The following is a 19,808-nucleotide window of genomic DNA, read 5'->3' as shown; positions in this document are numbered from 1 at the left end:
CCGCCTGGGCCGCCTGGGGCTACGGCCCGCTGCCCGCGGCCGGCACGTGGCGCCTGGACGTGCCCGCCGACCTGCTCGCCAGGCTGCCCGTGCGCACCCCGATTCATCAGTAACCAGGAGACCCGCCATGCTCACCGGAGGACGATCGACCCTGACCCAGTTCCTGATCGAGGAGCGCCGCCGCCATTCCGAGGCCACCGGCGACCTGAACGCGCTGATCACCGACGTTTCGCTGGCCTGCAAGACCATCGCGCGCAAGGTGGCCTACGGCGCGCTGGACGGCGCGCTCGGCAGCGCCGGCACCGGCAACGTGCATGGCGAAGAGCAGAAGACGCTGGACGTGCTGGGCAACGCGCTGTTCCTGCGCGCCACCGAATGGGGCGGGCACCTGGCCGGCATGGTGTCCGAGGAGCTGGAGGCGCCGTACACGCTGCCGCCCGAGTACCCGCGCGGCAAGTACCTGCTGCTGTTCGACCCGCTCGACGGCTCGTCCAACATCGACGTCAACGTCGCGGTCGGCAGCATCTTCTCGGTGCTGCGCGCGGTCACGCCCGGGCAGGACCCGCAGCCGCAGGATTTCCTGCAGCCCGGCACGCAGCAGGTGTGCGCCGGCTACGCGATCTACGGCCCGTCGACCATGCTGGTGCTGACGCTGGGCCGCGGCACGCATGCGTTCACGCTCGACCCGCTGCTCGGCGAATGGGTGCTCAGCCACCCCGGCCTGCGCATCCCCGAGAAGACCTGCGAGTTCGCGATCAACGCCTCGAACAGCCGCTTCTGGGAACCGGCGGTCAAGCGCTACGTCGACGAATGCCTGGCCGGCCAGACCGGCACGCGCGGCGCCGACTTCAACATGCGCTGGATCGCGTCGCTGGTGGCCGAGACGCACCGCATCCTGATGCGCGGCGGCGTGTTCCTGTACCCGCGCGACAGCAAGGATCCGGCGCGCGCCGGCCGGCTGCGCCTGCTGTACGAGGCCAACCCGATCTCGTTGCTGGTCGAGCAGGCCGGCGGCGGCGCGAGCACCGGCCGGGCGCGGCTGCTGGAGGTTCAGCCCGAGGCGCTGCACCAGCGCATCGGCTTCGTCTTCGGGTCGCGCCACGAGGTGGCGCGCATCGAGACCTACCACCGCGACGAACCGGCGGCCAACTACGACTCGCCGCTGTTCGGCAAGCGCGGCCTGTTCGCGGCCACCGCGTGAGGGCCCGGCCATGTCCGCACGGCACCCCATCATCGCCATCACCGGTTCGTCCGGTGCCGGCACCACCTCGGTCACGAAGACCTTCGAGAACATCTTTCGCCGCGAGGGCGTGGCGGCCGCCATCGTCGAGGGCGACAGCTTCCACCGCTACGACCGCGAGGCCATGAAGGCGGCGATGGCCGAGGCCGAGCAGAGCCGCAAGCCGCACTTCAGCCACTTCGGCGAGGATGCGAACCTGTTCGCCGAGCTGCAGGAGCTGTTCCGCAGCTATGCCGAGACCGGCACCGGGCAGAGCCGCAAGTACCTGCACAACGACGAGGAGGCCGCGCCCTACCAGCAGCGGCCCGGCACCTTCACCGCGTGGGAGCCGCTGCCGCCCAGCAGCCTGTTGTTCTACGAGGGCCTGCACGGCGGCGTGACGACGGACAAGGTGGACGTCGCGCGCTTCACCGACCTGCTGATCGGCGTGGTGCCGGTGATCAACCTGGAGTGGATCCAGAAGATCCACCGCGACCGCAGCACGCGCGGCTATTCGACCGAGGCGGTGACCGACGTGATCCTGCGCCGCATGCACGAGTACGTGGCCTACATCTGTCCGCAGTTCACGCGCACCCACATCAACTTCCAGCGCGTGCCGGTGGTCGACACGTCGGACCCGTTCATCGCGCGCACCATCCCGACGGCCGACGAGAGCCTGGTGGTGATCCGCTTCGCCAACCCGCGCGGCATCGACTTCCCGTACCTGCTGTCGATGCTGCACGACTCGTTCATGTCGCGCGCCAACACGCTGGTGGTGCCGGGCGGCAAGATGGAACTGGCGATGCAGCTGATCTTCACGCCGATGATCATGCGGCTGGTGGAGCAGCGCAAGAACCTGTTGTCCGCATGAGGAACGCGTTCGCCCYGAGCAGGGACCGAGCCTGTCGAGGGCCTGTGTCGAAGGGTGGGAGCCGAAGCGCGCCGGCGACGCGAGTGTGCTGCGGGCAGGGCTTCGACAGGCTCAGCCRRGCCCTTCGACAAGCTCAGGGCGRACGGAGAAGMCAGCCGTTCGCCCYGRGCAGGGACCGAGCYTGTCGAGGGCCYGTGTCGAAGGGTGGSAGCCGAAGCGCRCCGGCGCAGCCGGTGCAACATCCGCCGGGCTTTCGACAGGCTCAGTCCGAACGGGTTCATGACCACCACCGTTCAATCAAACGGAGCACAGCATGCCGATGATTTCGCTGCGACAACTGCTGGACCACGCCGCCGAGCATCGCTACGGCGTGCCGGCCTTCAACGTGAACAACCTGGAGCAGATCCAGGCCATCATGCAGGCGGCCGACCGTACCGACAGCCCGGTGATCCTGCAGGCCTCGGCCGGCGCGCGCAAGTACGCCGGCGAGCCCTTCCTGCGCAAGATGGTCGAGGCCGCCGCCGAGATGTACCCCGGCATCCCGATCGTGATGCACCAGGACCACGGCGCGAGCCCGTCGGTGTGCATGCAGTCGATCCGCTCGGGCTTCACCAGCGTGATGATGGACGGCTCGCTGCTCGAGGACGCGAAGACGCCGTCGAGCTACGACTACAACGTCGGCGTCACTCGCCGCGTCACCGAGATGGCGCATGCGGTGGGCGTGTCGGTGGAGGGCGAGCTCGGCTGCCTGGGCTCGCTGGAATCGGGCACCGCCGGCGAGGAAGACGGCGTCGGCGCGGCCGGTGCCCTGACGCACGCCCAGATGCTGACCGACCCCGAGCAGGCCGCCGATTTCGTCGCGCAGACCGGCGTCGACGCGCTGGCCATCGCGATCGGCACCAGCCACGGCGCCTACAAGTTCAGCCGCAAGCCGACCGGCGACATCCTCGCGATCGACCGCATCAAGGCCATCCACGCGCGCATCCCGCACACCCACCTGGTGATGCACGGCTCGTCGTCGGTGCCGCAGGAATGGCTGGCGGTGATCCGCGAGCACGGCGGCGAGATCAAGGAGACCTACGGCGTGCCGGTCGAGGAGATCCAGGAAGGCATCCGCCACGGCGTGCGCAAGATCAACATCGACACCGACATCCGCCTCGCGATGACCGGCGCGATGCGCCGCGCGATGGCGCGCGACCGCGGCGAGTTCGACCCGCGCAAGTTCTTCAAGGACGCCACCGCCGCGGCGCGCGACCTGTGCATCGCCCGCTTCGAGGCCTTCGGCTGCGCCGGCATGGCCTCGCGCATCAAGCCGGTGCCGCTGGACGCCGCAGCCCAGGCCTATGCGCAAGGAAAGCACTGAAGGCCGCCGCCGCGGTCGCGGGCTACCATGCCCGTGGCCATGCTCCACACCGAATCCGCACCGTACCGCGTGCACGACCTTGGCGTGCCGGACGGCCACGTGCTGCACGTCGAGGAGTGCGGCAACCCGGACGGCATCGCCGCGCTGGTGCTGCATGGCGGCCCGGGCTCCGGCTGCTCGCCGCTGCTGCGCCGCTTCTTCGACCCGGCCCGCTACCGCATCGTCAGCCTTGACCAGCGCGGTGCCGGCCGGAGCCGGCCGCGCGGCAGCACGGTCGGCAACACCACCGATCACCTGATCGCCGACCTGGAAACCTTGCGCGCGTCGTTGCGCATCGACCGCTGGCTGGTGGTCGGCGGTTCATGGGGCGCAACGCTCGCGCTGGCGTATGCGGCGGCGCATCCCGCCGCGGTGGCGGCGCTGCTGCTGCGCGCCACCTTCCTCGCGCGCGAGGACGACATCGCCGGGTTCTTCCAGGTGATCCCGGCCGGGCATGCCGAGGCCTGGGCGCAGTTCGCCGCCATCGCACCGCCCGACCAGCGGCACGCCATGCTGCCCTTCCTGGCCCGCGGCCTGGCCGCCGATGCCGACACGGCTCGCCGCATGGCGCTGGCCTGGTGGCGTTGGGAAAGCACGCTCGCGACCGGTGCCGCGGCACAAGCCGAGCCGTCGGGCGCCGCGCTCGATGCACAGGTCGACCGCTACCGCGTGCAAAGCCACTACCTGCTGCACCGCTGCTGGCTCGATGCACCGCCGCTGCTCGATCGCTGCCACCGCCTGCCGGGGGTGCCGACGCTGCTGCTGCACGGCAGCGAAGACCGCATCTGCCGGCCCGAGGGCGCGCTCGCGGTGCATGAGCGCCTGCCGCACAGCCGGCTGCAGCTCGTCGAAGGCGCAGGCCACGATCCATCCCATCCGGCGATGGTGCGCGCGATGGTGGACGCGCTGGACGGCTATGCGGCGCACGGCCATTTCGAGGCAGGCGCGTCGTGAGCCTTCGCTTCAAGATCCACCTGATCGTCGGGCTGCTGACGCTGCTGTTCCTGTTCGTGATGATGGGCCTGGAGCTGCGCAGCATGCGCGCATCGGTCAACGAGGAGGTGGTGGCGGCCAACCGCGTCGCGGGGCAGTTCCTCAACCGCACCGTGTGGCGCTACGCGGCCCAGGGCACGCCGGCGGTGCTGGGCTTCCTGCAGGGCATGGGCCGCGTGCGCTCGAACGACATCACGCTGCGCGACAAGCAGGGCACCGTGCTCTACGTGTCGCCGCCATCGCCCTACAAGCAGGGCCGCGATGCGCCCGACTGGTTCGACGCGCTGGTCGCACCGCCGCCGGCCGCCCAGTCGCTCGAGCTGCCCGACGGCAAGCTGACGGTGCAGGCGAACGCCTCGCGCGCCGTGCTGGACGCGTGGGACGAGGCCATCACGCTGGTGTTCGGCGCGGTCGTGACGCTGGTGGTGCTGAACGGGCTGGTGTACTGGCTGGTCGGGCGCACGCTGCGCCCCTTCGGCCAGATCGTCGAAGCGCTGAACCAGCTGGAGGGTGGCCGCTTCGACGTCGTGCTGCCGCCGCTGCCGGGCGCCGAGGCCGGCACCATCGGCAAGGCCTTCAACCGCATGGTGGGCATGCTGCAGGGCCACATCGAGACCGAGCGCCGCGCGGTGCGCGCCGAGCTGCAGCTGTCCGAGAGCCGCGAGCTGACGCGCTGGGTCGACCACCAGATCGAGCAGGAGCGCCACCTGATCGCGCGCGAGCTGCACGACGAGCTGGGCCAGTCGGTGACGGCGATGCGCAGCATGGCGCTGTCGATCGCGCAGCGCATGCGCACGCTCGATCCGCAGGCCGAGCAGGCGGCGCGGCTGATCGCCGAGGAATCCTCGCGCCTGTACGACGCGATGCACGGCATCATCCCGCGCCTGACGCCGCTGGTGCTGGACAACTTCGGCCTCGCCGAGGCGCTGGCCGACCTGGCCGAGCGCACGCGCCGCAGCCACCCGGGGGCGCGGATCGACCTGCAGGCCGACATGGACGGCGTGCAGCTGGGCAGCGAGGCGGCGCTCGCGCTGTACCGCGCCGCGCAGGAAGGCCTGACGAACGCGCTGCGCCATGGCCAGGCACGGCGCGTCGACGTGCGGCTGCGCGCCGCGGCCGACGGCACCGTGCTCGAGCTGGCCGACGACGGCGTCGGCCTGTCGCCCGACTGGGCCGGCAAGAAGGGCCACCATGGCCTGCGCTGGCTGGCCGAACGGGTGCAAGGCCTGGGCGGCAACTTCGAGCTGGTGCCGACATCCCCGCGCGGCGTGCGCCTGAGCGTGCGCCTTCCGCCATCCCCTCCCCGAACCGAGGCTGCCCCCGAATGATCCGAGTGATGCTCGTCGACGACCACGCGCTGGTGCGCATGGGATTCCGCATGCTGCTGGCCGATGCCGGGATCGAGGTCGTGGGCGAGGCCGACACCGGCGAGCAGGCCTGCACCGACTACCCGAAGCTCAAGCCCGACGTGGTGGTGATGGACTTGTCGATGCCCGGCATGGGCGGGCTCGAGGCGGTGCGGCGGCTGCTCGCGCAGGACCCGAAGGCGCGCGTGCTGGCGCTGTCGGCGCATGAAGACACGGCGCATCCGCGGCGCGTGATGCAGGCCGGCGCACTCGGCTACCTGAACAAGCGCAGTGCGCCGGAGGCGCTGATCGCCGCCGTCAGCGCGGTGGCCGCGCACCGCCCCTACGTGGACGCGCAGACCGCCCAGGTGCTGGCGCTGGCGCAGGTGAAGGGCGACGCGAACCCGGCCGAGATGCTGAGCGAACGCGAGTTCTCGGTGTTCATCCAGCTGGCGCGCGGCCTGACGGTGGCGCAGATCGCCGCCAACCTGAACCTGTCGCCCAGCACCGTCGGCACGCACCTGTACCACGTGAAGCAGAAGCTGGGCGCGAGCAACCAGTCCGAGCTGACGCTGGTGGCGCTGCACTGGGGGCTGATCCAGGTCTGAAGCAGGCAGATGGCACCGCGTTTGCCCGTGCACTACGGCACGGCGTCCCCCCGATTCGCGTGAAGACCAAGGGTAAACCCTTGAAGCGGGCCCATTTCTTGCGCCGTAATCGCTCACAAGGGCCTGCAGTTCGGGCCCGCGCAGGAGAGTCGTCGATGCGGGGCTGGCTGTTGATCGGGGTTGCACTGGCGGCGGGCGTCGCGCACGGCGAAGACATCACGCAGGTGCTGGAGCGCTCGCAAAGCGTGCGCCTGGAGCGGCTGGCGCCGGCGCCGGTCGAGAGCGAGCGGGCGCAGAAGCTGCGCGACAGCTTCGAGATGCTGGTGCGCCGGCTGGGGCTGGAGGGCGCCGTCGAACTGCGCGTGGTGCATGGCGACGTCGTGGCCGAGACGCTGCATGGCCGCACGGTGATCGTGAACGAGGCGCTGGGCGACTGGGCCGAGGAAGGCCGGCTGTTCGTGCTGGCGCATGAACTGGGCCACGTCGCGCTGGCGCACTGGTCGCAAATGGGCGTGATGTACCAGAAATGGGTGCCCGGCAGCGTCACCCCCGAGCAGACCGACCCGGTCGCCGGGCGCCTGGGGCGCGAGGCTTCGGCGCTGGCCTACCAGCAGGAGTACGAGGCCGACGCGTTCGCCTTGCGCACGCTGGAAGGGATGGGCGTGCCGCGGGACACGGTGGTCTCGGCGTTCATGCGCCTGGGCGTGACCAAGGACACGGCCACCCATCCCGGCACGCACAGGCGCCTGGCGGCACTGCGCGCCCAGTAGGGTTACGCATTCACCCTGAACGAGCTCATCGCTTCGGTGAGCCGGCCCGACTGGCCCTTCAGCGACTGCGCCGACGCGGCCAATTCCTCCACCAGCGCAGCGTTCTGCTGCGTCATCGTGTCGAGCTGCGCGATCGCCTGCTGCATGCGGCCGATGTCGTGCCCCTGCGATTCGCCGGCCTGCGCGATGCCGGCGATCAGCCCGGCCACCTGGCCCACGCTGTCGACGATCTCGCGCATCGTGCGCCCGGCATCGGTGACCAGCTGCGAGCCGGCGGCGACCTTTTCGGTCGAGTCGCCGATCAGCGCCTTGATCTCGCGCGCCGCCGACGAACTGCGCTGCGCGAGGCTGCGCACCTCCTCGGCCACCACCGCGAAACCTCGCCCCTGCTCGCCGGCACGTGCCGCCTCGACGGCCGCGTTCAGCGCGAGGATGTTGGTCTGGTAGGCGATGCTGTCGATCACGCCGATGATCTCGGCGATCTTGCCGGCACTGGTGTTGATCTCGTCCATGCGCACGATCACGTCCTGCATGGTCTGCGCGCCGCGCGCGGCCACCTCGCTGGAGCCGGTGACCACGCTGCGCGCCTCGCGCGTGCTGTCCGAGTTGCTGGTCACCGTGGCCGCCAGCTGCGCCATCGAGCTGACGGTCTGCTGCAGCGCGCTCGCCTGCTGCTCGGTGCGGTTGGACAGGTCGGTGTTGCCGCTGGCGATCTCGTCCGACGCGGTGTTGACGCTCTCCACCGTCTGCCGCACGTCCAGCACCATGGTGCGCAGCTTCTTGCGCATCGCGTTCAGCTCGGCGCGCAGCCACGAGATCTCGTCCTTGCCCGACGAGCTGATCTTGGTCTCGAGGTCACCGCCGGCGATGCGGATCACGCACTGCACGGTCGACTCGACCGACTCCTTGATGCTGCCGCGGATCAGCCAGCCGGCCAGCAGCGCGACCGCGCAGCCGGCCACCGCGCACGCGACGAACCACCCGGCGGCCGCCTCGGCGTCGACGCGCTGCGGCGCCGCGGCGAGCTGCCGCACCGTCCAGGCGGCTGCGGCCCCCATCGCGAGCACGATCAGGCCCATCGCGACGAACCCGATCATCACCCGCTTGACCAGGCTGACCTGGCGTATCCATTCCATGATGTGTCTCCTTTTTTATGGGTCGAGCACCGACCAGCCGGCCCGCAACGCGTGTTCGCGCAGCGCGGGTTCCGGCCGCACGGCCACCGGATGCGACACCGCCTGCAGCAGCGGCAGGTCGCTCGCGGAATCGGAATAGAACCAGGATGTCTCGAAGGCCTGCAAGCCCTGCGGCAGCCAGGCGAGCACGCGGTGCAACTTGTGCTCGCGATGGCAGGGCTCGCCGTCGATCTCGCCGGTCAGGAAACCATCCTTCCACGCGCTCTCCGTCGCCATCACGTGCGGGATGCCGAACAGCCGCGCGAAGGGTTCGGCGATGAAGCGCGTGGTTGCGGTGATGACGGCACACCGATCGCCGGCGTCCCGATGGCGCGCCACCCGTGCCTGCATGCCGTGCGGAATCCGTGTCGCCATCTCGGCCTCGAACTCGCGGCTCCAGCCCTCGACCTGCGCGCGCGCAAACGCCGCCAGCGGCGCCACCGTGGCGCGGTGCATCGCGCGGATGTCCAGCGTGCCCGCCACGTAGCGGTGGCAGCAGGCCAGGTAGGCCTCGGGCGCATCGGCGGGCAGGGCGCCGCGGTCCGCCAGGAAGCGCGTCCAGGCCATGCCGCTGTCGAAGGGAATCAGGGTGTGATCCAGGTCGAACAGCGCCAGGTTCATGGGGTGCTCACGCGGTGCTCAGTTCGTGCGACAGCAGGTGCGCCGGCAGCACGCCGCGCAGCGCGTTGCACACGACGATGGCCTGCGCGCGCTGCAGGTCGGACAGGTCCAGGCTGCGCTCGACGGTGGCCCAGCCCGGGTCGGCCAGCAGCCGTGCGCGCATCACGCCGGGCAGGGCGCCGTCGCGCAGCGGCGGCGTGCACCAGCGGCCGTCGAGCTGCAGGAACACCGAGCTGCGCCCGCCTTCCACCAGCCGGCCGTCGGCGGTGAAGAACAGGCTGTCGAACGCGCCGGCCCGCTCGGCCGCCTGCACGCCGGCGTCGTAGTGCTGGCGCAGCGTGGTCTTGTGGGTCGCCAGCGGCGCCCGGTCGGGCAGGCGCTGGGGCGCGATCAGCAGCCCCACCGGCCCGGGCTGCAGCGGTGCGAGCGGGGCATGGGTGATGGCGAGTTCGCCGCCGTGCGCGAGCGCGACGCGCAGGCGCGACGGCGTGCCGGCCGGCAGCACGGCCAGCGTGGCGGCCACGGTGGCACGCACCTGCTCGCCGTCGAACGCGAAGCCGAGCGCCTGGGCGCTGCGCTCCAGCCGCGCCAGGTGCTGGTCGAGGCCGCGCGMTTCGCCGCGCTGCGCCCACAGCGTCTCGAACAGCTGGAAGCCGGGGTCCAGCCCGGTCAGGAAGCGCGCCTTCAGCAGGCATTCCTCGAACTCGTCGTCGGCCCGGCTGTCGAGCACGATGCCGGCCCCGATGCCCAGCCGGGCCGGCCGCAGCCCGTCCGCTTCGGCGGCGAGCGTCAGCGTGCGGATCGCGACGCTGAGGCAGAAGTCGCCGATGCGCGCCGCGCCGCGCGGTGCGTCGACCCAGCCGATGGCGCCGCAGTACAGCCCGCGCGGCGTGGTCTCCAGCCCGGCGATCAGCTCCATCGTGTGGTGCTTGGGCGCGCCGGTGATCGAGCCGCACGGGAACACCGCGCGCAGCAGCTCGCCGAAGCCGACCTCGGGCCGCACGCGTGCGTTGACCGTCGAGGTCATCTGGAACAGCGTCGTGTACGGCTCGATCGCGAACAGCGACGGCACCTTGACCGTGCCGGTCTGCGCGACGCGGCCCAGGTCGTTGCGCAGCAGGTCGACGATCATCAGGTTCTCGGCGCGGTTCTTGATGTCCAGCGACAGCAGGCGCGCGGTCTCGCTGTCGCTCTCGGGCGCGGTGATGCGCGGCGCGGTTCCCTTCATCGGCCGCGCGGTCAGCAGGCCGGCCTCGTGGCGCAGGAAGAGCTCGGGCGAGCGCGACAGCACGTGCGCGGTGCCCGCGTCCGGCAACGCGATCAGCGCGCCATAGGCCACCGGCTGGCGCGTGCGCAGGCGGCGGTACAGGTCGACCGGCGAGCCGTACGCATCGCCGTGCAGGCGGTAGGTGTGGTTGACCTGGTAGGTCTCGCCGTTGCGGATCGCTTCGTGGATGCGATCGATGGCCCGCGTGAAGCCCGGCTTGTCGACGCTTGGGCGCAGGTTCATGACGCCGCAGGCGTCCTCGCTGCCGCGCGATGCGAGCCAGCCGTCGACGTCATCGTTCGACAGCCGGGCCAGGTCGCGGAACATCAGCACCCGCAGCGAGGCCGCATCGTCCGGCTGCAGCGCGGCATCTCCGGCCTTCATCAGCTTGGCCCCCCACTCGTAGTCGGCCAGCAGCACCGCATGCAGCCCGGCGCGCAGGTCTGCATCGACGGCAGCCCACACGGCATCGAGCTGCGCCGGGTCGACGCAGCGGTGCTCGCGCTCGAAGCCGGTGTAGAGCCGGCTGAGCGGGTTGCCGCGCGTCGCGTGGCAGTCGTCGAGCAGTGCGTAGATGCCGTTCACACCGCGTCAGCTCCAGTCGTCCATGTCGTGCTTGATCTTGTGGCGGTTGGCGATCAGTTCTTCGACGGTGGGCTCGTTGTTCAAGGCCCGCTTGATCGCGAGCTTGGTCGCCTCGTGGTTGGTGCGGTACATGTCCTTCTTGTCCAGGTTCGGGTCCTTCGCGCAGCGGGGGTCGATCCACACCAGGCTGATGATGCACAGCTCGTTGGCGATGTCCTTCGGGATCGTGCCATCGATGAGGCAGTCGACCACCGCATCGGCGGTGGCACCCTGCACCACGCCGCCGTAGAGATCGATGTTGGCGAAATCCTTCAGCGTCACCTTGGGCACGATGATGGTCGCCGGCCGCACGAGCTGGTTGCAGGCGCGGATCGCGAACATCGCGGTGTGGCCCTTGCTCTGCGCCATCATGTTCGCGAAAGCCTGGCCGACCGGGCCGTCGGTGCGGCCGATCAGGATCTCGGGCATCGCATCGGTGAACTGGCCTTCGCGTGCGAACACGGTGGCCTCGCCGGCGTGGAAGAGGTAGGTCTGGGTCATGCTTGTGTCTCAGGTTGCCAGGATCAGTTCGCCGCGGCCGTCTGCCGCCAGGTCGCCCAGGTGGCGCGCGATGGTGCGGGACGGCAATCCCGCGAAGGGGCCGCCGTGGCTTGCGATGTCGCGGGCCAGCAGCTGCCAGAACACCGGCGCGTCGACCAGCGCCGGCACGAAGGTCGGTGCGATCGTCGGCGCTGCGGCGGCGAACACCACGCTGCCGCGTCGCATGCCGTAGCCCACGTGCGCACCGGCCTGTCCGCCGATCGCGATCGTGCCGGCCACCATGCGTGACGCCACGAAATCGCCCGCGTTGCCGAACACCAGCGCCGTGCCGCGCCGCATGCGGTCGCCGAAACGTGCACCGGCGTTGCCCTTGACCACCAGCGTCCCGCCGCGCATGCCGTCCATGCTGCCGGGCAGCGTGCTGGCGGCAAAGTCGCCCGCGTCGCCGTCGACCGTGAGCCGGCCGCCCGCCATCTCGCAGGCTGCCAGCAGGCCGACCGGGCCGTGGATCGTCAACTCGCCGCCGCTCATGCAGCCGCCGGCGTAGTGGCCGGCCGGGCCGTGCACGGCGATGCGGCCGCCTGCCATCTGCCAGCCGACGCGGTCGAAGCGCGACAGGTCGCCGTCGAACACCAGTGCGCCGTCGTCGTCGCCGGCCTCGACGGTGAAGAATTCCCCCAGCGGCACCCGCGATGCCCCGTGCCCCACGGCAACCTGCCCGACCTGCGCTGCCGACAAGCCGCCCAGCGTGGCCGGCAGCACGCCCCGCAGGTCCACGCGCAGCGCAGGCGCGTGGCGCAGGCGCAGGCGCCAGCTCATGCCGCGGCCTGCGCAGCCAGCAGCTTGCGCAGGTGGAAGTGGAAGGGCCCGAGCTTGCCGCCGTAGTTGCCGGCCGAGATGCGCAGCAGGCCGCCGGCCGCGCCGAGCGCGATGCCGGCCCGCATGCCGGCGCGCATCGCCGCGCCGACGTCGGCCTCGGTCAGGCCGTCGATCACGATCTCGAGCACGCAGCGCGTCTGCGGCGTGATCTCGCTCTTGGCCACCAGGCCGTGCAGGCTGGGGCAGAACGCGTCGTTGGTCGACGCGCCGAGCGTGGCGTACTTGCTGCCGACCTTGGACCCGGAGCGCACCACGCCGCCCGGGAACGGCATGATCACGTTGGGCAGCGTCTTCATCGCGGCCACCGCGGCYTCGGCCACCGCCAGCGCGGCATCGGTGTCGCGGCACATCAGCAGCAGGTTGCCGCCGCCCACGCACTTGACGACGGCCGTCGTCTCCTGCGCGACGAACTCGCCGTCCATCACCGGCACGCGCCAGTAGCGCACGCCGCCGATCACCTTCGAGATCTGCCAGCCGTCGCCGAAGAAGCGCAGGTTCCTGCCGAGGGCGATCGCCTCGCCCTCGGCGATGCCGGCGAACACTGCCGTGGTCGGGCAGGTCAGCACGCACTGGCCCACGCGTCGCTCCACCTGCTTCGCGAGCTCCTTGCCCGACATCGAGAAGATCAGCACGCTGACGCCGGGCCGGCCGTCGGGCGTGTCGGCCGGGTCCAGCTCGCGCTCGATGCCGGCCTCGCAGCCGCAGGCGATCACCGAGGTCGCGAAGCCGGTGGCCGACACCGCGGCGTGGCGCGCCCAGGTCAGGTTGTGCGCGGTGATCAGCAGCCGCGTGGCCTTCATCGGGAAGGCCTCGGCAAAGCTGTCGTCGATGAAGACGCCGTTCTCGGTCATCGTGAATGCTCGAAGCACGCGGCCGGCAGCAGCCGCCCGCCATTGCAGCAGCTGCACAGCTCGTCGTGGTCAATGGGCACGGCATCGAAGTTCACCGAGCCGTGCGTTGCCATGTGCTGCCGCAGGTAGCCCTCGATGCCGCGGTCGTACTCGGGCTCGACGAAGTGCGTGCCGCCGGTCGGCACGGCGGTGATGCGGCCGCCGCGGGCCACCAGCGTGCCGTCCTTGTAGACCCGCTCGGGCGTGCCGAACATCGCCTCGCGGTCGGCGTTCTCGCGGTAGACCGCGATGTCGGCCGCGGCACCGGCGCCGAGGTGGCCGCGGTCCTTCAGGCCGAGCAGCCTGGCCGGCCCGGCGCGCGTCATGATCGCCACCTCGTGCAGGCTCAGTTCGCGCGTGATCGAGCCGAGCGCGCTGTTCACCGCGACGTCGGGGTGCAGCTTCGCGAGCTGCTCGTTGCGGAAGCCCTTGTCCATCAGCAGCCGGATCAGGTGCGGGTAGCTGGTGAACGGGCCGCCGTTCGGGTGGTCGGTGGTCAGCGCCACGCGCCACGGGTCCTGGACCAGCAGGAAGATCTCGAGGCCGATCGCCCATTGCAGCGCGTTGACGTAGCTCTGCTCGCGGTAGCGGAACGGCACGACGCCGCAGCCGGCATCGCATTCGATGTCGGCACCGATCCACTTGCGCGGGCTCGCCAGGCCCGACTGCGCATGCTGGCGCATCGTGTCGCCCGACGCCGTGACGGTCTGGCCGAACATGATCTGGCCGACGTCGATGCTGACGTTCGGGTTGGCGTTCACCGCCTCGGCCAGTTGCGCCGCGGCCGACGAGAACTTCTTCGCCCCCTCGCTGCCGTAGGCATGGAACTGCACGTGCGTCAGGTGCGCCGGCAGGCCTTCGAGCGCCGCGATGGTGTCCAGCGTCGACTGGATGTTGCCGGCCACGCCCAGGTTGCTGCCGTGGATGTGCAGCGGGTGCGGCACGCCCAGCTCGCGCAGCGCGCGCGCCAGCGTGTGCACCACCTGGCGCGGCGTGACCTGCCAGTGCACGTGGTTCTCGTCGACGTCGAGCTTGCGCTGGTTGAACTTGAAGGCCGAGATGCCGGCCGGGTTGACCACCTTCACGCCCATCGCCTTGGTGGCGCGGATCGTCCAGGCCATGTAGTCGCGGATGCGCTCGAAATCCTGCTTCTCGGCCAGCATCTGCAGGAACAGCTCGTCGTTGCCGAGCATCACGTAGGCGCCGTGGTCGAGGATGGGGATGTCGCCCATCTCCATGTGCGTGTGGCGTGCGTTCGACGCCATCATGGCCGGCTCGAAGGCGGCCGTGTAGCCCATCTCGACGTAGCGGTAGCCGGTGGCCAGCGTGCCGGGCGTGCAGCCGCCGCACGAGGCCAGCTCGAGCGGGTTGCCGGGCAGCGCGAACGGATCGGCGCCGCGGCGCTGCATCTCGGGCAGCAGCAGGCGCGACAGGTTGACCTTGCCGCCGCCGATGTGGGTGTGCATGTCGATGCCGCCGGCCATCACGACGCAGCCGCTCGCGTCGACCTCCTCGTCGACGGCCTCGTGCGGCGCGAGGGCGGCGATGCGGCCGTCGCGCACGCAGAGGTCGCGCCGTTCCGGGGCGTGGGCATTCGCCGGGTCGACGACCAGGCCGCCGCGCAGGCGCAGGCCGCTCATCGCAGGCCTCCCAGGATGCGGTCGGCCACGCCGGCCAGCGTCGGCAGGCCGTCCTCGACCACCGCGAACAGCGGCAGCATCACCGAGCCGTCGGCCCGGAACAGGTGGCCCGGCGAACCGATGCCCGGCGTGGATACCGGGATGAACACCGAGGCGGGCGCGCTCGCCAGCCCCGGATGGCCCAGCACGATGCTCGGCAGCGCAGTCGCCGGCGGTGCGAGATCCGGGTCGAAGCTCGACACCCACAGCAGGCTGTCGACCGCGCCGTCGGCCAGCAGGCGCTGCGCATCGAAGCACAGCGGCTCGTGCTCCAGCCCCAGCGGCCCGGCGCGCGAGCGCAGCGGCAGGCCCGACAGCCAGGTGAACACCTGGTTCACCGTGCCGGCACCGTTGCCGCCGCCCAGCCACATCGCCGCGGCGCGGGTGCTGCGGTTGAGCGTGCCGACGATGCGCAGGATGCCTTCGACGAGCAGCGCGCCTTGGCGCGGCAGCGCGCAGGTCTCGCCGACAATCACCGCATAGCGCGCCTGCAGCAGCTGCGCGGCCAGCGCCTGCAGTGCCGCGGGCGCATCGCGCGCGGCCCGGCCCGCGACCAGCGCCGACAGCAGCGCGACGCTGCCGAACAGGTCGCCGTGCAGCGCGATCGCCTCGGCCGTGACGCCCGGGCGCGCGCGCAGGCCGGCCAGCACCGCGTCGTCGCCCGGGCTGCCGCCCAGCACCGCCACGTGCCGCCTCGCGACCAGCGCTTCGCCGACGCCGCAGCGATCGAAGAACTCCGGCGCCTGCTGCGCCGGCGTGCCGCCCACGCAGACGATCAGGTCGGCGCGCGTGCGCACCTCGGCCAGCGTGGTGAAGAAGCTGCCGCGGTCCTGCGTCGCGCGCAGCGTGTTCATCAACGATTCGCCATCGGCCGCGTCGCAGATCGCGCCGGTCTTGCRGGCCAGCCGGTACAGCGCGCGGGCGCCCGAGACGTCGGTGCCCAACCCGCCGAACAGCGGTTGACGGCTGGCGCACAGCAGCCGGGCCGCCGCGGCGATGGCGTCATCGAGCGGGCAATCCCGGCCGTCCACGCGCGCGGAGGCGGCCGGCGACCGAGACGTGAACTTCGCCAGCGCGCGGCGCGCGCAGGCGCAGCCGGGCCCCGACAGGATCAGGGCCCCCGAGGCGTCGGCCTGCACGGTCGAGGTGTCGCACAGCAGCAGGCAGAACGGGCAGGTCCAGCGCGCGGCGCCGGCGCGCGGGTTCACGAAGGTGTCGGTCATGTGCCTGCTTCAACGCAAGCGATGTGCCACGAGGGAACCCCGGGCGCCGGGGTGGCGGCGCCCGCCGCACCGGCCAGAAGCGAGACACTGTGTCGCGTTTCTGGCGGCCGGACGGCGCCGTGGCCGTGCCCGGGCAGCGCCTTCGGTTGGCACGAAACGTGATGCGTCGTCCCGTCATGGACGCATCTGCTGCATTCGCAACGCCGCTTGACAAGCAGCCTCAGGCCGACATCCGGGGCAGCTTCATGTCGTGCAAGGCGCTGGCCACCAGCCAGGCCGAGGCGCCGGCGTCGCGCGCTCGCGTCAGATCGGCCTCGCCGGCGATGCCGCCGGCGCCGATGAGCCGGGTGTGCGGCGAGCGCGCGGCCAGCGCTCGCAGCGTGTCCACGTCGGGCCCGGTGCCGGCGCCGACGCGTTCCAGCGTCATCGCGATCACGCGCGCTGGCCACAGCGCGGGCGCGTCCCAGCAACCGGCCGGGTCCAGCCGCTCGCCGTCGCGGCGGTCGAGCGACAGGATGCCGCGGCCCGACGCGAAACAGGCGGCGAGCGCCGCGCGCGACCGCAGCGATTCGCTGCCGAAGACCGGCACCAGGCGCTGCGCCAGCGGCCCGAGCCCTGCATCCAGGGCCTGGGCCTTCGACACGTCGGCGAAGCCGGCGTCCAGCCACAGCTCGATGCCCGGCAGGGCCTCGAGCAGTTGCCGCACGACGGCGACGTGGCCAACCCCGCCCTGCAGGGCATCGAGGTCGGCGACGTACAGCTGGCGCGCCGCGCAGTGCTCGCACAGGATGCGCGCGACGGTCAGCGGCTCGCTGCTCGCGCACAGCGCCGAGACGATCGGCCGGTAGTGCTGCCGGTCACCCCGCACGGCGCGCACCACCTGGCCTTGCAGCAGGTCGATGACGGGAATGACGGTCATGTTGTCCAACGCAGAGGGAGCATCGATGAAACGTGTTTTCGTGTACGAGTATCTCAGCGGCGGCGGCCTGATCCCGTCGGCCGGCGATGCGTCCGTCAACGACGAGGCGGCCGCGGCCGAGCTGCTGCCGCTGGGCCTGTCGATGCGCGATGCGCTGGCGCAGGACCTGTTGCAGGTCGAGGAGGTCTCGCTGTCGGTCGCCGCGAGCCCGCGGGCGCCGCGCGTGCCGGGCAATGCCGAGCCGGTGCGGCCGCGGGCCGGGGAGTCGCCGTTCGATTTCGTCGCGCGCCAGGCCGCCCTGCATGACGTGGCCTGGATCGTCGCGCCCGAGACCGGCGGGCTGCTGGCGCGGATGCAGCAGGTGGTGGGGCCCGGGCGCTGGCTGGGCTGCACGGCGCAGGCGATCGCGCTGGCCTCGGGCAAGCGCGCGACGCTGCTGCACCTGGCCGGGCAGGGCGTGACGACGCCGCTCGCGTTCGAGCACTCGCCCGAGGTGGAGCGCTGGGTGGTCAAGCCCGACGATGGCGCGGGCGGCGTCGCGACCCGGGTCCACACCTGGCAGGATGAAGCGCTGGCCGACTGGGACCGGCGCTCGATCGCCGGTAGCCCGATGGCCATCGAACCCTGGGTCGACGGCGAGCCGCTCAGCGTGTCGCTGCTGTGCACGGCGCATGGCAGCGAGGTGCTCAGCGTCAACTGCCAGCGCATCGCGATCGATGCCGATGGCGCCTTGTCGTTCGAAGGGGTCGACGTCAATGCGGTCGCGGTCGACGGCGCGCGCGGCCGCGCGCTGTCGCGCCTGGCGACGCAGGTGGCGAAGGGCATCCCGGGTTTGCGCGGCTTCGTCGGCATCGACGTGGTGTGGCATGCGCGCTGCGGGCCGGTGCTGATCGAGGTGAACCCGCGCGTCACCTGCGCCTACGTGGGCCTGTCGGCGGCGCTCGGCCGCAACCTCGCGGCGGACCTGCTGCGCGACCACGCGATCGACCGCGCGGGGGACGGCCATGGCTGACGCCAGCGTCGTCGGCTGGGACATCGGCGGCGCGCACGTCAAGGCCTGCCTGCTGCAGCGCGGCCGCGTGGCCGACGTCGCGCAATGGGCCTGCCCGCTGTGGCAGGGCATCGAGCATCTGGAGCGCGCGCTGCAGTCGGCGCGCGAGCGCTGGCCCGGGGCGGCGCAGGCAGGGCACGCGGTGACGATGACCGGCGAGATGGTCGACCTGTTCGAGCACCGCGAGGAAGGCGTGCAGCGCATCGCGCAGTTGCTGTGCGACGCATGGCCGGGCACGCCGGTGCAGTTCTTCGCCGGCGACCAGGGCTGGTGCGAGCGCGAGCGCGTGGCCGCCGAGTGGCAGCACATCGCGTCGGCCAACTGGCTGGCCACCGCCATGCACGCGGCGCGCGAACTCGGCGATGGCGTGCTGGTCGACATCGGCAGCACCACCACCGACATCATCGCGTTCAAGCACGGCCAGGTCGTCACGCAGGCGCGCAGCGACGTGCAGCGGCTGGCCACCGGCGAGTTGGTCTACCAGGGCGTGGTGCGCACGCCGCTGTGCGGGCTGGCGCGGCAGATCCCGTGGCGGGGGCAGCTGCTGAACGTGATGAACGAGTACTTCGCGACGGTGGCCGACGTGTACCGCCTGACCGGCGAGCTGGACCCGGCGCACGACCTGTACCCGAGCGCCGACAACGCGCCCAAGGACCTGCCGGCCACGCGCAAGCGGCTGGCCCGCGTGATCGGCATGGATGCGCGCGACGCGTGCGACGGCGAGTGGCTGGTGTTCGCGCAGGACTGGCGCGCTGCGCAGGTGGACGAGCTGGGCGGGCAGTTGCACCGCGTGGTCGAGCTGCATGCGCTGTCGTCCGATGCCGTCGTCGTGAGTGCCGGCTGTGGCGATTTCCTGGTGGCCGACGTGCTGGCCAGCGCGCACGACGCGGCGTGTTCGTGCCGCCGCTACGGTGCCGACCTGGTCCGCCTGGCGCCCGGCGCCGCGGCCGGGGTGGCGGGCTGGGCGCAGGTCTGCGCGCCCAGCGTGGCGGTGGCCATGCTGCTCGACATGGAGCTGCGCTGATGTGGATCGTCAAGCTCGGCGGCAGCCTGAGTGCCGACCCGGTGCTGCCGCTGTGGCTGGATTTGCTGGCCCAGCTGGGCGGCGGCCGCGTGACGCTGGTGTGCGGCGGCGGCCCCTTCGCCGACGAGGTGCGGCGCCTGCAATCGCACTGGCAGTTCAACGACCTGGCRGCGCACAACATGGCGGTGCTGGCGATGGCGCAGACCGCCTACCAGCTGAATGCGCTGAACCCCGCGCTGCAGCTGGCCACCAGCCGCAGCGACATCCGCCGCGTGCTGCACAAGGGACAGACGGCGCTGTGGCTGCCGTTCGAGCTGCAGCGCGAGCAGCCCGATGCGCACACCAACTGGGAGGTGACGTCGGACAGCATCGCGCTCGACTTGGCGCGGCGGCTCAATGCGGAGCGGCTGGTGGTGGTGAAGTCGTGCCGCGTGGCGCCGCAGTCGACGCTGGCGCAGCTGAGCGCGCAAGGCATCGTCGATGCGCGCTTCGCGGCGCTGGCGGAYGGCGCGGCGTTCCCGATCGAGATCATCCACAAGGATGATCTGGAGGGGATGCGGGCGTTGCTGTATGGGGAGAATCCGGTGCTGGGGGCGGGGCGGGGGTTCTAGGTTCGTGAGATCGCCTGGTTGGCGGTCTGCTCGAACCGTTGCACGCTGGCAGGCACCGCGTCCAGGGCAGGGATCTTGCCGAAGACCAGTGGTGCAGGGTGGGCGCAGTCCTTGTCCCTGAACGTTCGCTCGGGT

The 19,808-nt window shown here is 71.5% G+C and carries 19 protein-coding genes; 10 read left to right on the top strand and 9 right to left on the bottom strand.

Annotation, left to right across the window (positions count from 1 at the left end; genetic code table 11):
• The first annotated feature begins 127 nt into the window (after positions 1–127).
• The 7 genes from AC1DYN_RS09140 (at position 128) to AC1DYN_RS09110 (ending at position 7,209) form a co-directional block, all read left to right on the top strand.
• Positions 128–1,201, top strand: a complete 1,074-nt coding sequence (locus AC1DYN_RS09140) for a class 1 fructose-bisphosphatase (RefSeq protein ID WP_477958808.1) — start codon at positions 128–130, stop codon at positions 1,199–1,201.
• A gap of 10 nt (positions 1,202–1,211) precedes the next feature.
• Positions 1,212–2,090 carry a phosphoribulokinase gene (locus AC1DYN_RS09135; protein ID WP_477958807.1) on the top strand — a complete coding sequence of 293 codons (879 nt, stop codon included), beginning with the start codon at positions 1,212–1,214 and terminating at the stop codon, positions 2,088–2,090.
• Positions 2,091–2,403: 313 nt separating this feature from the next.
• Positions 2,404–3,453, top strand: coding sequence for a class II fructose-bisphosphate aldolase (gene fba, locus AC1DYN_RS09130; RefSeq protein ID WP_477958806.1), 1,050 nt, complete (start codon positions 2,404–2,406; stop codon positions 3,451–3,453).
• Between the two features lie 39 nt (positions 3,454–3,492).
• Complete coding sequence (locus AC1DYN_RS09125; RefSeq protein WP_477958805.1) at positions 3,493–4,446, top strand: alpha/beta fold hydrolase; 954 nt, start codon at positions 3,493–3,495, stop codon at positions 4,444–4,446.
• Positions 4,443–5,813, top strand: coding sequence for a HAMP domain-containing protein (locus AC1DYN_RS09120; RefSeq protein WP_477958804.1), 1,371 nt, complete (start codon positions 4,443–4,445; stop codon positions 5,811–5,813). The genes AC1DYN_RS09125 and AC1DYN_RS09120 overlap by 4 nt, the downstream gene beginning before the upstream one ends.
• On the top strand, positions 5,810–6,439 hold the full coding sequence (locus AC1DYN_RS09115; RefSeq protein ID WP_477958803.1) for a response regulator: 630 nt from the start codon (positions 5,810–5,812) through the stop codon (positions 6,437–6,439). The genes AC1DYN_RS09120 and AC1DYN_RS09115 overlap by 4 nt, the downstream gene beginning before the upstream one ends.
• A 155-nt stretch (positions 6,440–6,594) precedes the next feature.
• Positions 6,595–7,209 carry a M48 family metalloprotease gene (locus AC1DYN_RS09110; RefSeq protein WP_477958802.1) on the top strand — a complete coding sequence of 205 codons (615 nt, stop codon included), beginning with the start codon at positions 6,595–6,597 and terminating at the stop codon, positions 7,207–7,209.
• A gap of 2 nt (positions 7,210–7,211) precedes the next feature.
• On the opposite strand, the gene AC1DYN_RS09105 is transcribed toward AC1DYN_RS09110, so the two are convergent.
• The 9 genes from AC1DYN_RS09105 to AC1DYN_RS09065 form a co-directional block, all read right to left on the bottom strand.
• Entirely contained in the window at positions 7,212–8,345 is a 1,134-nt protein-coding gene (locus AC1DYN_RS09105) for a methyl-accepting chemotaxis protein (RefSeq protein WP_477958801.1), read from the bottom strand.
• Between the two features lie 15 nt (positions 8,346–8,360).
• On the bottom strand, positions 8,361–9,005 hold the full coding sequence (locus AC1DYN_RS09100) for an HAD family hydrolase (RefSeq protein ID WP_477958800.1): 645 nt from the start codon (positions 9,003–9,005) through the stop codon (positions 8,361–8,363).
• 7 nt (positions 9,006–9,012) lie between these two features.
• Positions 9,013–10,857, bottom strand: a complete 1,845-nt coding sequence (gene pabB, locus AC1DYN_RS09095) for an aminodeoxychorismate synthase component I (RefSeq protein ID WP_477958799.1) — start codon at positions 10,855–10,857, stop codon at positions 9,013–9,015.
• A 6-nt stretch (positions 10,858–10,863) separates the two neighbouring features.
• Entirely contained in the window at positions 10,864–11,397 is a 534-nt protein-coding gene (fae, locus tag AC1DYN_RS09090) for a formaldehyde-activating enzyme (RefSeq protein WP_477958798.1), read from the bottom strand.
• A gap of 9 nt (positions 11,398–11,406) precedes the next feature.
• Positions 11,407–12,216 carry a formylmethanofuran dehydrogenase subunit C gene (locus tag AC1DYN_RS09085; protein ID WP_477958797.1) on the bottom strand — a complete coding sequence of 270 codons (810 nt, stop codon included), beginning with the start codon at positions 12,214–12,216 and terminating at the stop codon, positions 11,407–11,409.
• Positions 12,213–13,127, bottom strand: coding sequence for a formylmethanofuran--tetrahydromethanopterin N-formyltransferase (gene fhcD, locus AC1DYN_RS09080; protein ID WP_477958796.1), 915 nt, complete (start codon positions 13,125–13,127; stop codon positions 12,213–12,215). The genes AC1DYN_RS09085 and fhcD overlap by 4 nt, the downstream gene beginning before the upstream one ends.
• Complete coding sequence (locus AC1DYN_RS09075; RefSeq protein WP_477958795.1) at positions 13,124–14,806, bottom strand: formylmethanofuran dehydrogenase subunit A; 1,683 nt, start codon at positions 14,804–14,806, stop codon at positions 13,124–13,126. The genes fhcD and AC1DYN_RS09075 overlap by 4 nt, the downstream gene beginning before the upstream one ends.
• Positions 14,803–16,068 carry a molybdopterin-binding domain-containing protein gene (locus tag AC1DYN_RS09070; RefSeq protein WP_477958794.1) on the bottom strand — a complete coding sequence of 422 codons (1,266 nt, stop codon included), beginning with the start codon at positions 16,066–16,068 and terminating at the stop codon, positions 14,803–14,805. The genes AC1DYN_RS09075 and AC1DYN_RS09070 overlap by 4 nt, the downstream gene beginning before the upstream one ends.
• A gap of 220 nt (positions 16,069–16,288) precedes the next feature.
• Positions 16,289–16,987, bottom strand: coding sequence for a HisA/HisF-related TIM barrel protein (locus AC1DYN_RS09065; protein ID WP_477958793.1), 699 nt, complete (start codon positions 16,985–16,987; stop codon positions 16,289–16,291).
• Between the two features lie 25 nt (positions 16,988–17,012).
• Here AC1DYN_RS09065 and AC1DYN_RS09060 point away from each other — a divergent pair, with 25 nt between their 5' ends.
• The 3 genes from AC1DYN_RS09060 to AC1DYN_RS09050 are packed head-to-tail and all read left to right on the top strand — an operon-like array spanning position 17,013 to position 19,673.
• Positions 17,013–17,999: an ATP-grasp domain-containing protein gene (locus AC1DYN_RS09060; protein WP_477958792.1), complete on the top strand. Its 987-nt coding sequence runs from the start codon at positions 17,013–17,015 to the stop codon at positions 17,997–17,999.
• A complete protein-coding gene (locus AC1DYN_RS09055; protein WP_477958791.1) occupies positions 17,992–19,062 on the top strand; it encodes a hydantoinase/oxoprolinase family protein in 1,071 nt (356 codons plus the stop codon). Before AC1DYN_RS09060 ends, AC1DYN_RS09055 begins: the two co-directional genes overlap by 8 nt.
• Positions 19,062–19,673: an amino acid kinase family protein gene (locus tag AC1DYN_RS09050; protein ID WP_477958790.1), complete on the top strand. Its 612-nt coding sequence runs from the start codon at positions 19,062–19,064 to the stop codon at positions 19,671–19,673. The genes AC1DYN_RS09055 and AC1DYN_RS09050 overlap by 1 nt, the downstream gene beginning before the upstream one ends.
• Positions 19,674–19,808 lie beyond the last annotated feature (135 nt).

The sequence above is a fragment of the Rhizobacter sp. P2_D12 genome (assembly GCF_056404395.1).
Note: the sequence above shows the minus strand (reverse complement) of the source record. Positions and strands in the feature narration are given on the sequence as shown.

Excerpts from the sequence above, each read along its gene's own strand:
- fae (WP_477958798.1), bottom strand. The coding sequence starts at position 11,397 with ATGACCCAGACCTACCTCTTCCACGCCGGCGAGGCCACCGTGTTCGCA.
- AC1DYN_RS09110 (WP_477958802.1), top strand. The coding sequence starts at position 6,595 with ATGCGGGGCTGGCTGTTGATCGGGGTTGCACTGGCGGCGGGCGTCGCG.
- AC1DYN_RS09055 (WP_477958791.1), top strand. The coding sequence starts at position 17,992 with ATGGCTGACGCCAGCGTCGTCGGCTGGGACATCGGCGGCGCGCACGTC.
- AC1DYN_RS09065 (WP_477958793.1), bottom strand. The coding sequence starts at position 16,987 with ATGACCGTCATTCCCGTCATCGACCTGCTGCAAGGCCAGGTGGTGCGC.
- AC1DYN_RS09075 (WP_477958795.1), bottom strand. The coding sequence starts at position 14,806 with ATGAGCGGCCTGCGCCTGCGCGGCGGCCTGGTCGTCGACCCGGCGAAT.
- AC1DYN_RS09125 (WP_477958805.1), top strand. The coding sequence starts at position 3,493 with ATGCTCCACACCGAATCCGCACCGTACCGCGTGCACGACCTTGGCGTG.
- AC1DYN_RS09135 (WP_477958807.1), top strand. The coding sequence starts at position 1,212 with ATGTCCGCACGGCACCCCATCATCGCCATCACCGGTTCGTCCGGTGCC.
- AC1DYN_RS09140 (WP_477958808.1), top strand. The coding sequence starts at position 128 with ATGCTCACCGGAGGACGATCGACCCTGACCCAGTTCCTGATCGAGGAG.
- AC1DYN_RS09115 (WP_477958803.1), top strand. The coding sequence starts at position 5,810 with ATGATCCGAGTGATGCTCGTCGACGACCACGCGCTGGTGCGCATGGGA.
- AC1DYN_RS09105 (WP_477958801.1), bottom strand. The coding sequence starts at position 8,345 with ATGGAATGGATACGCCAGGTCAGCCTGGTCAAGCGGGTGATGATCGGG.
- AC1DYN_RS09100 (WP_477958800.1), bottom strand. The coding sequence starts at position 9,005 with ATGAACCTGGCGCTGTTCGACCTGGATCACACCCTGATTCCCTTCGAC.
- AC1DYN_RS09060 (WP_477958792.1), top strand. The coding sequence starts at position 17,013 with ATGAAACGTGTTTTCGTGTACGAGTATCTCAGCGGCGGCGGCCTGATC.
- AC1DYN_RS09085 (WP_477958797.1), bottom strand. The coding sequence starts at position 12,216 with ATGAGCTGGCGCCTGCGCCTGCGCCACGCGCCTGCGCTGCGCGTGGAC.
- fba (WP_477958806.1), top strand. The coding sequence starts at position 2,404 with ATGCCGATGATTTCGCTGCGACAACTGCTGGACCACGCCGCCGAGCAT.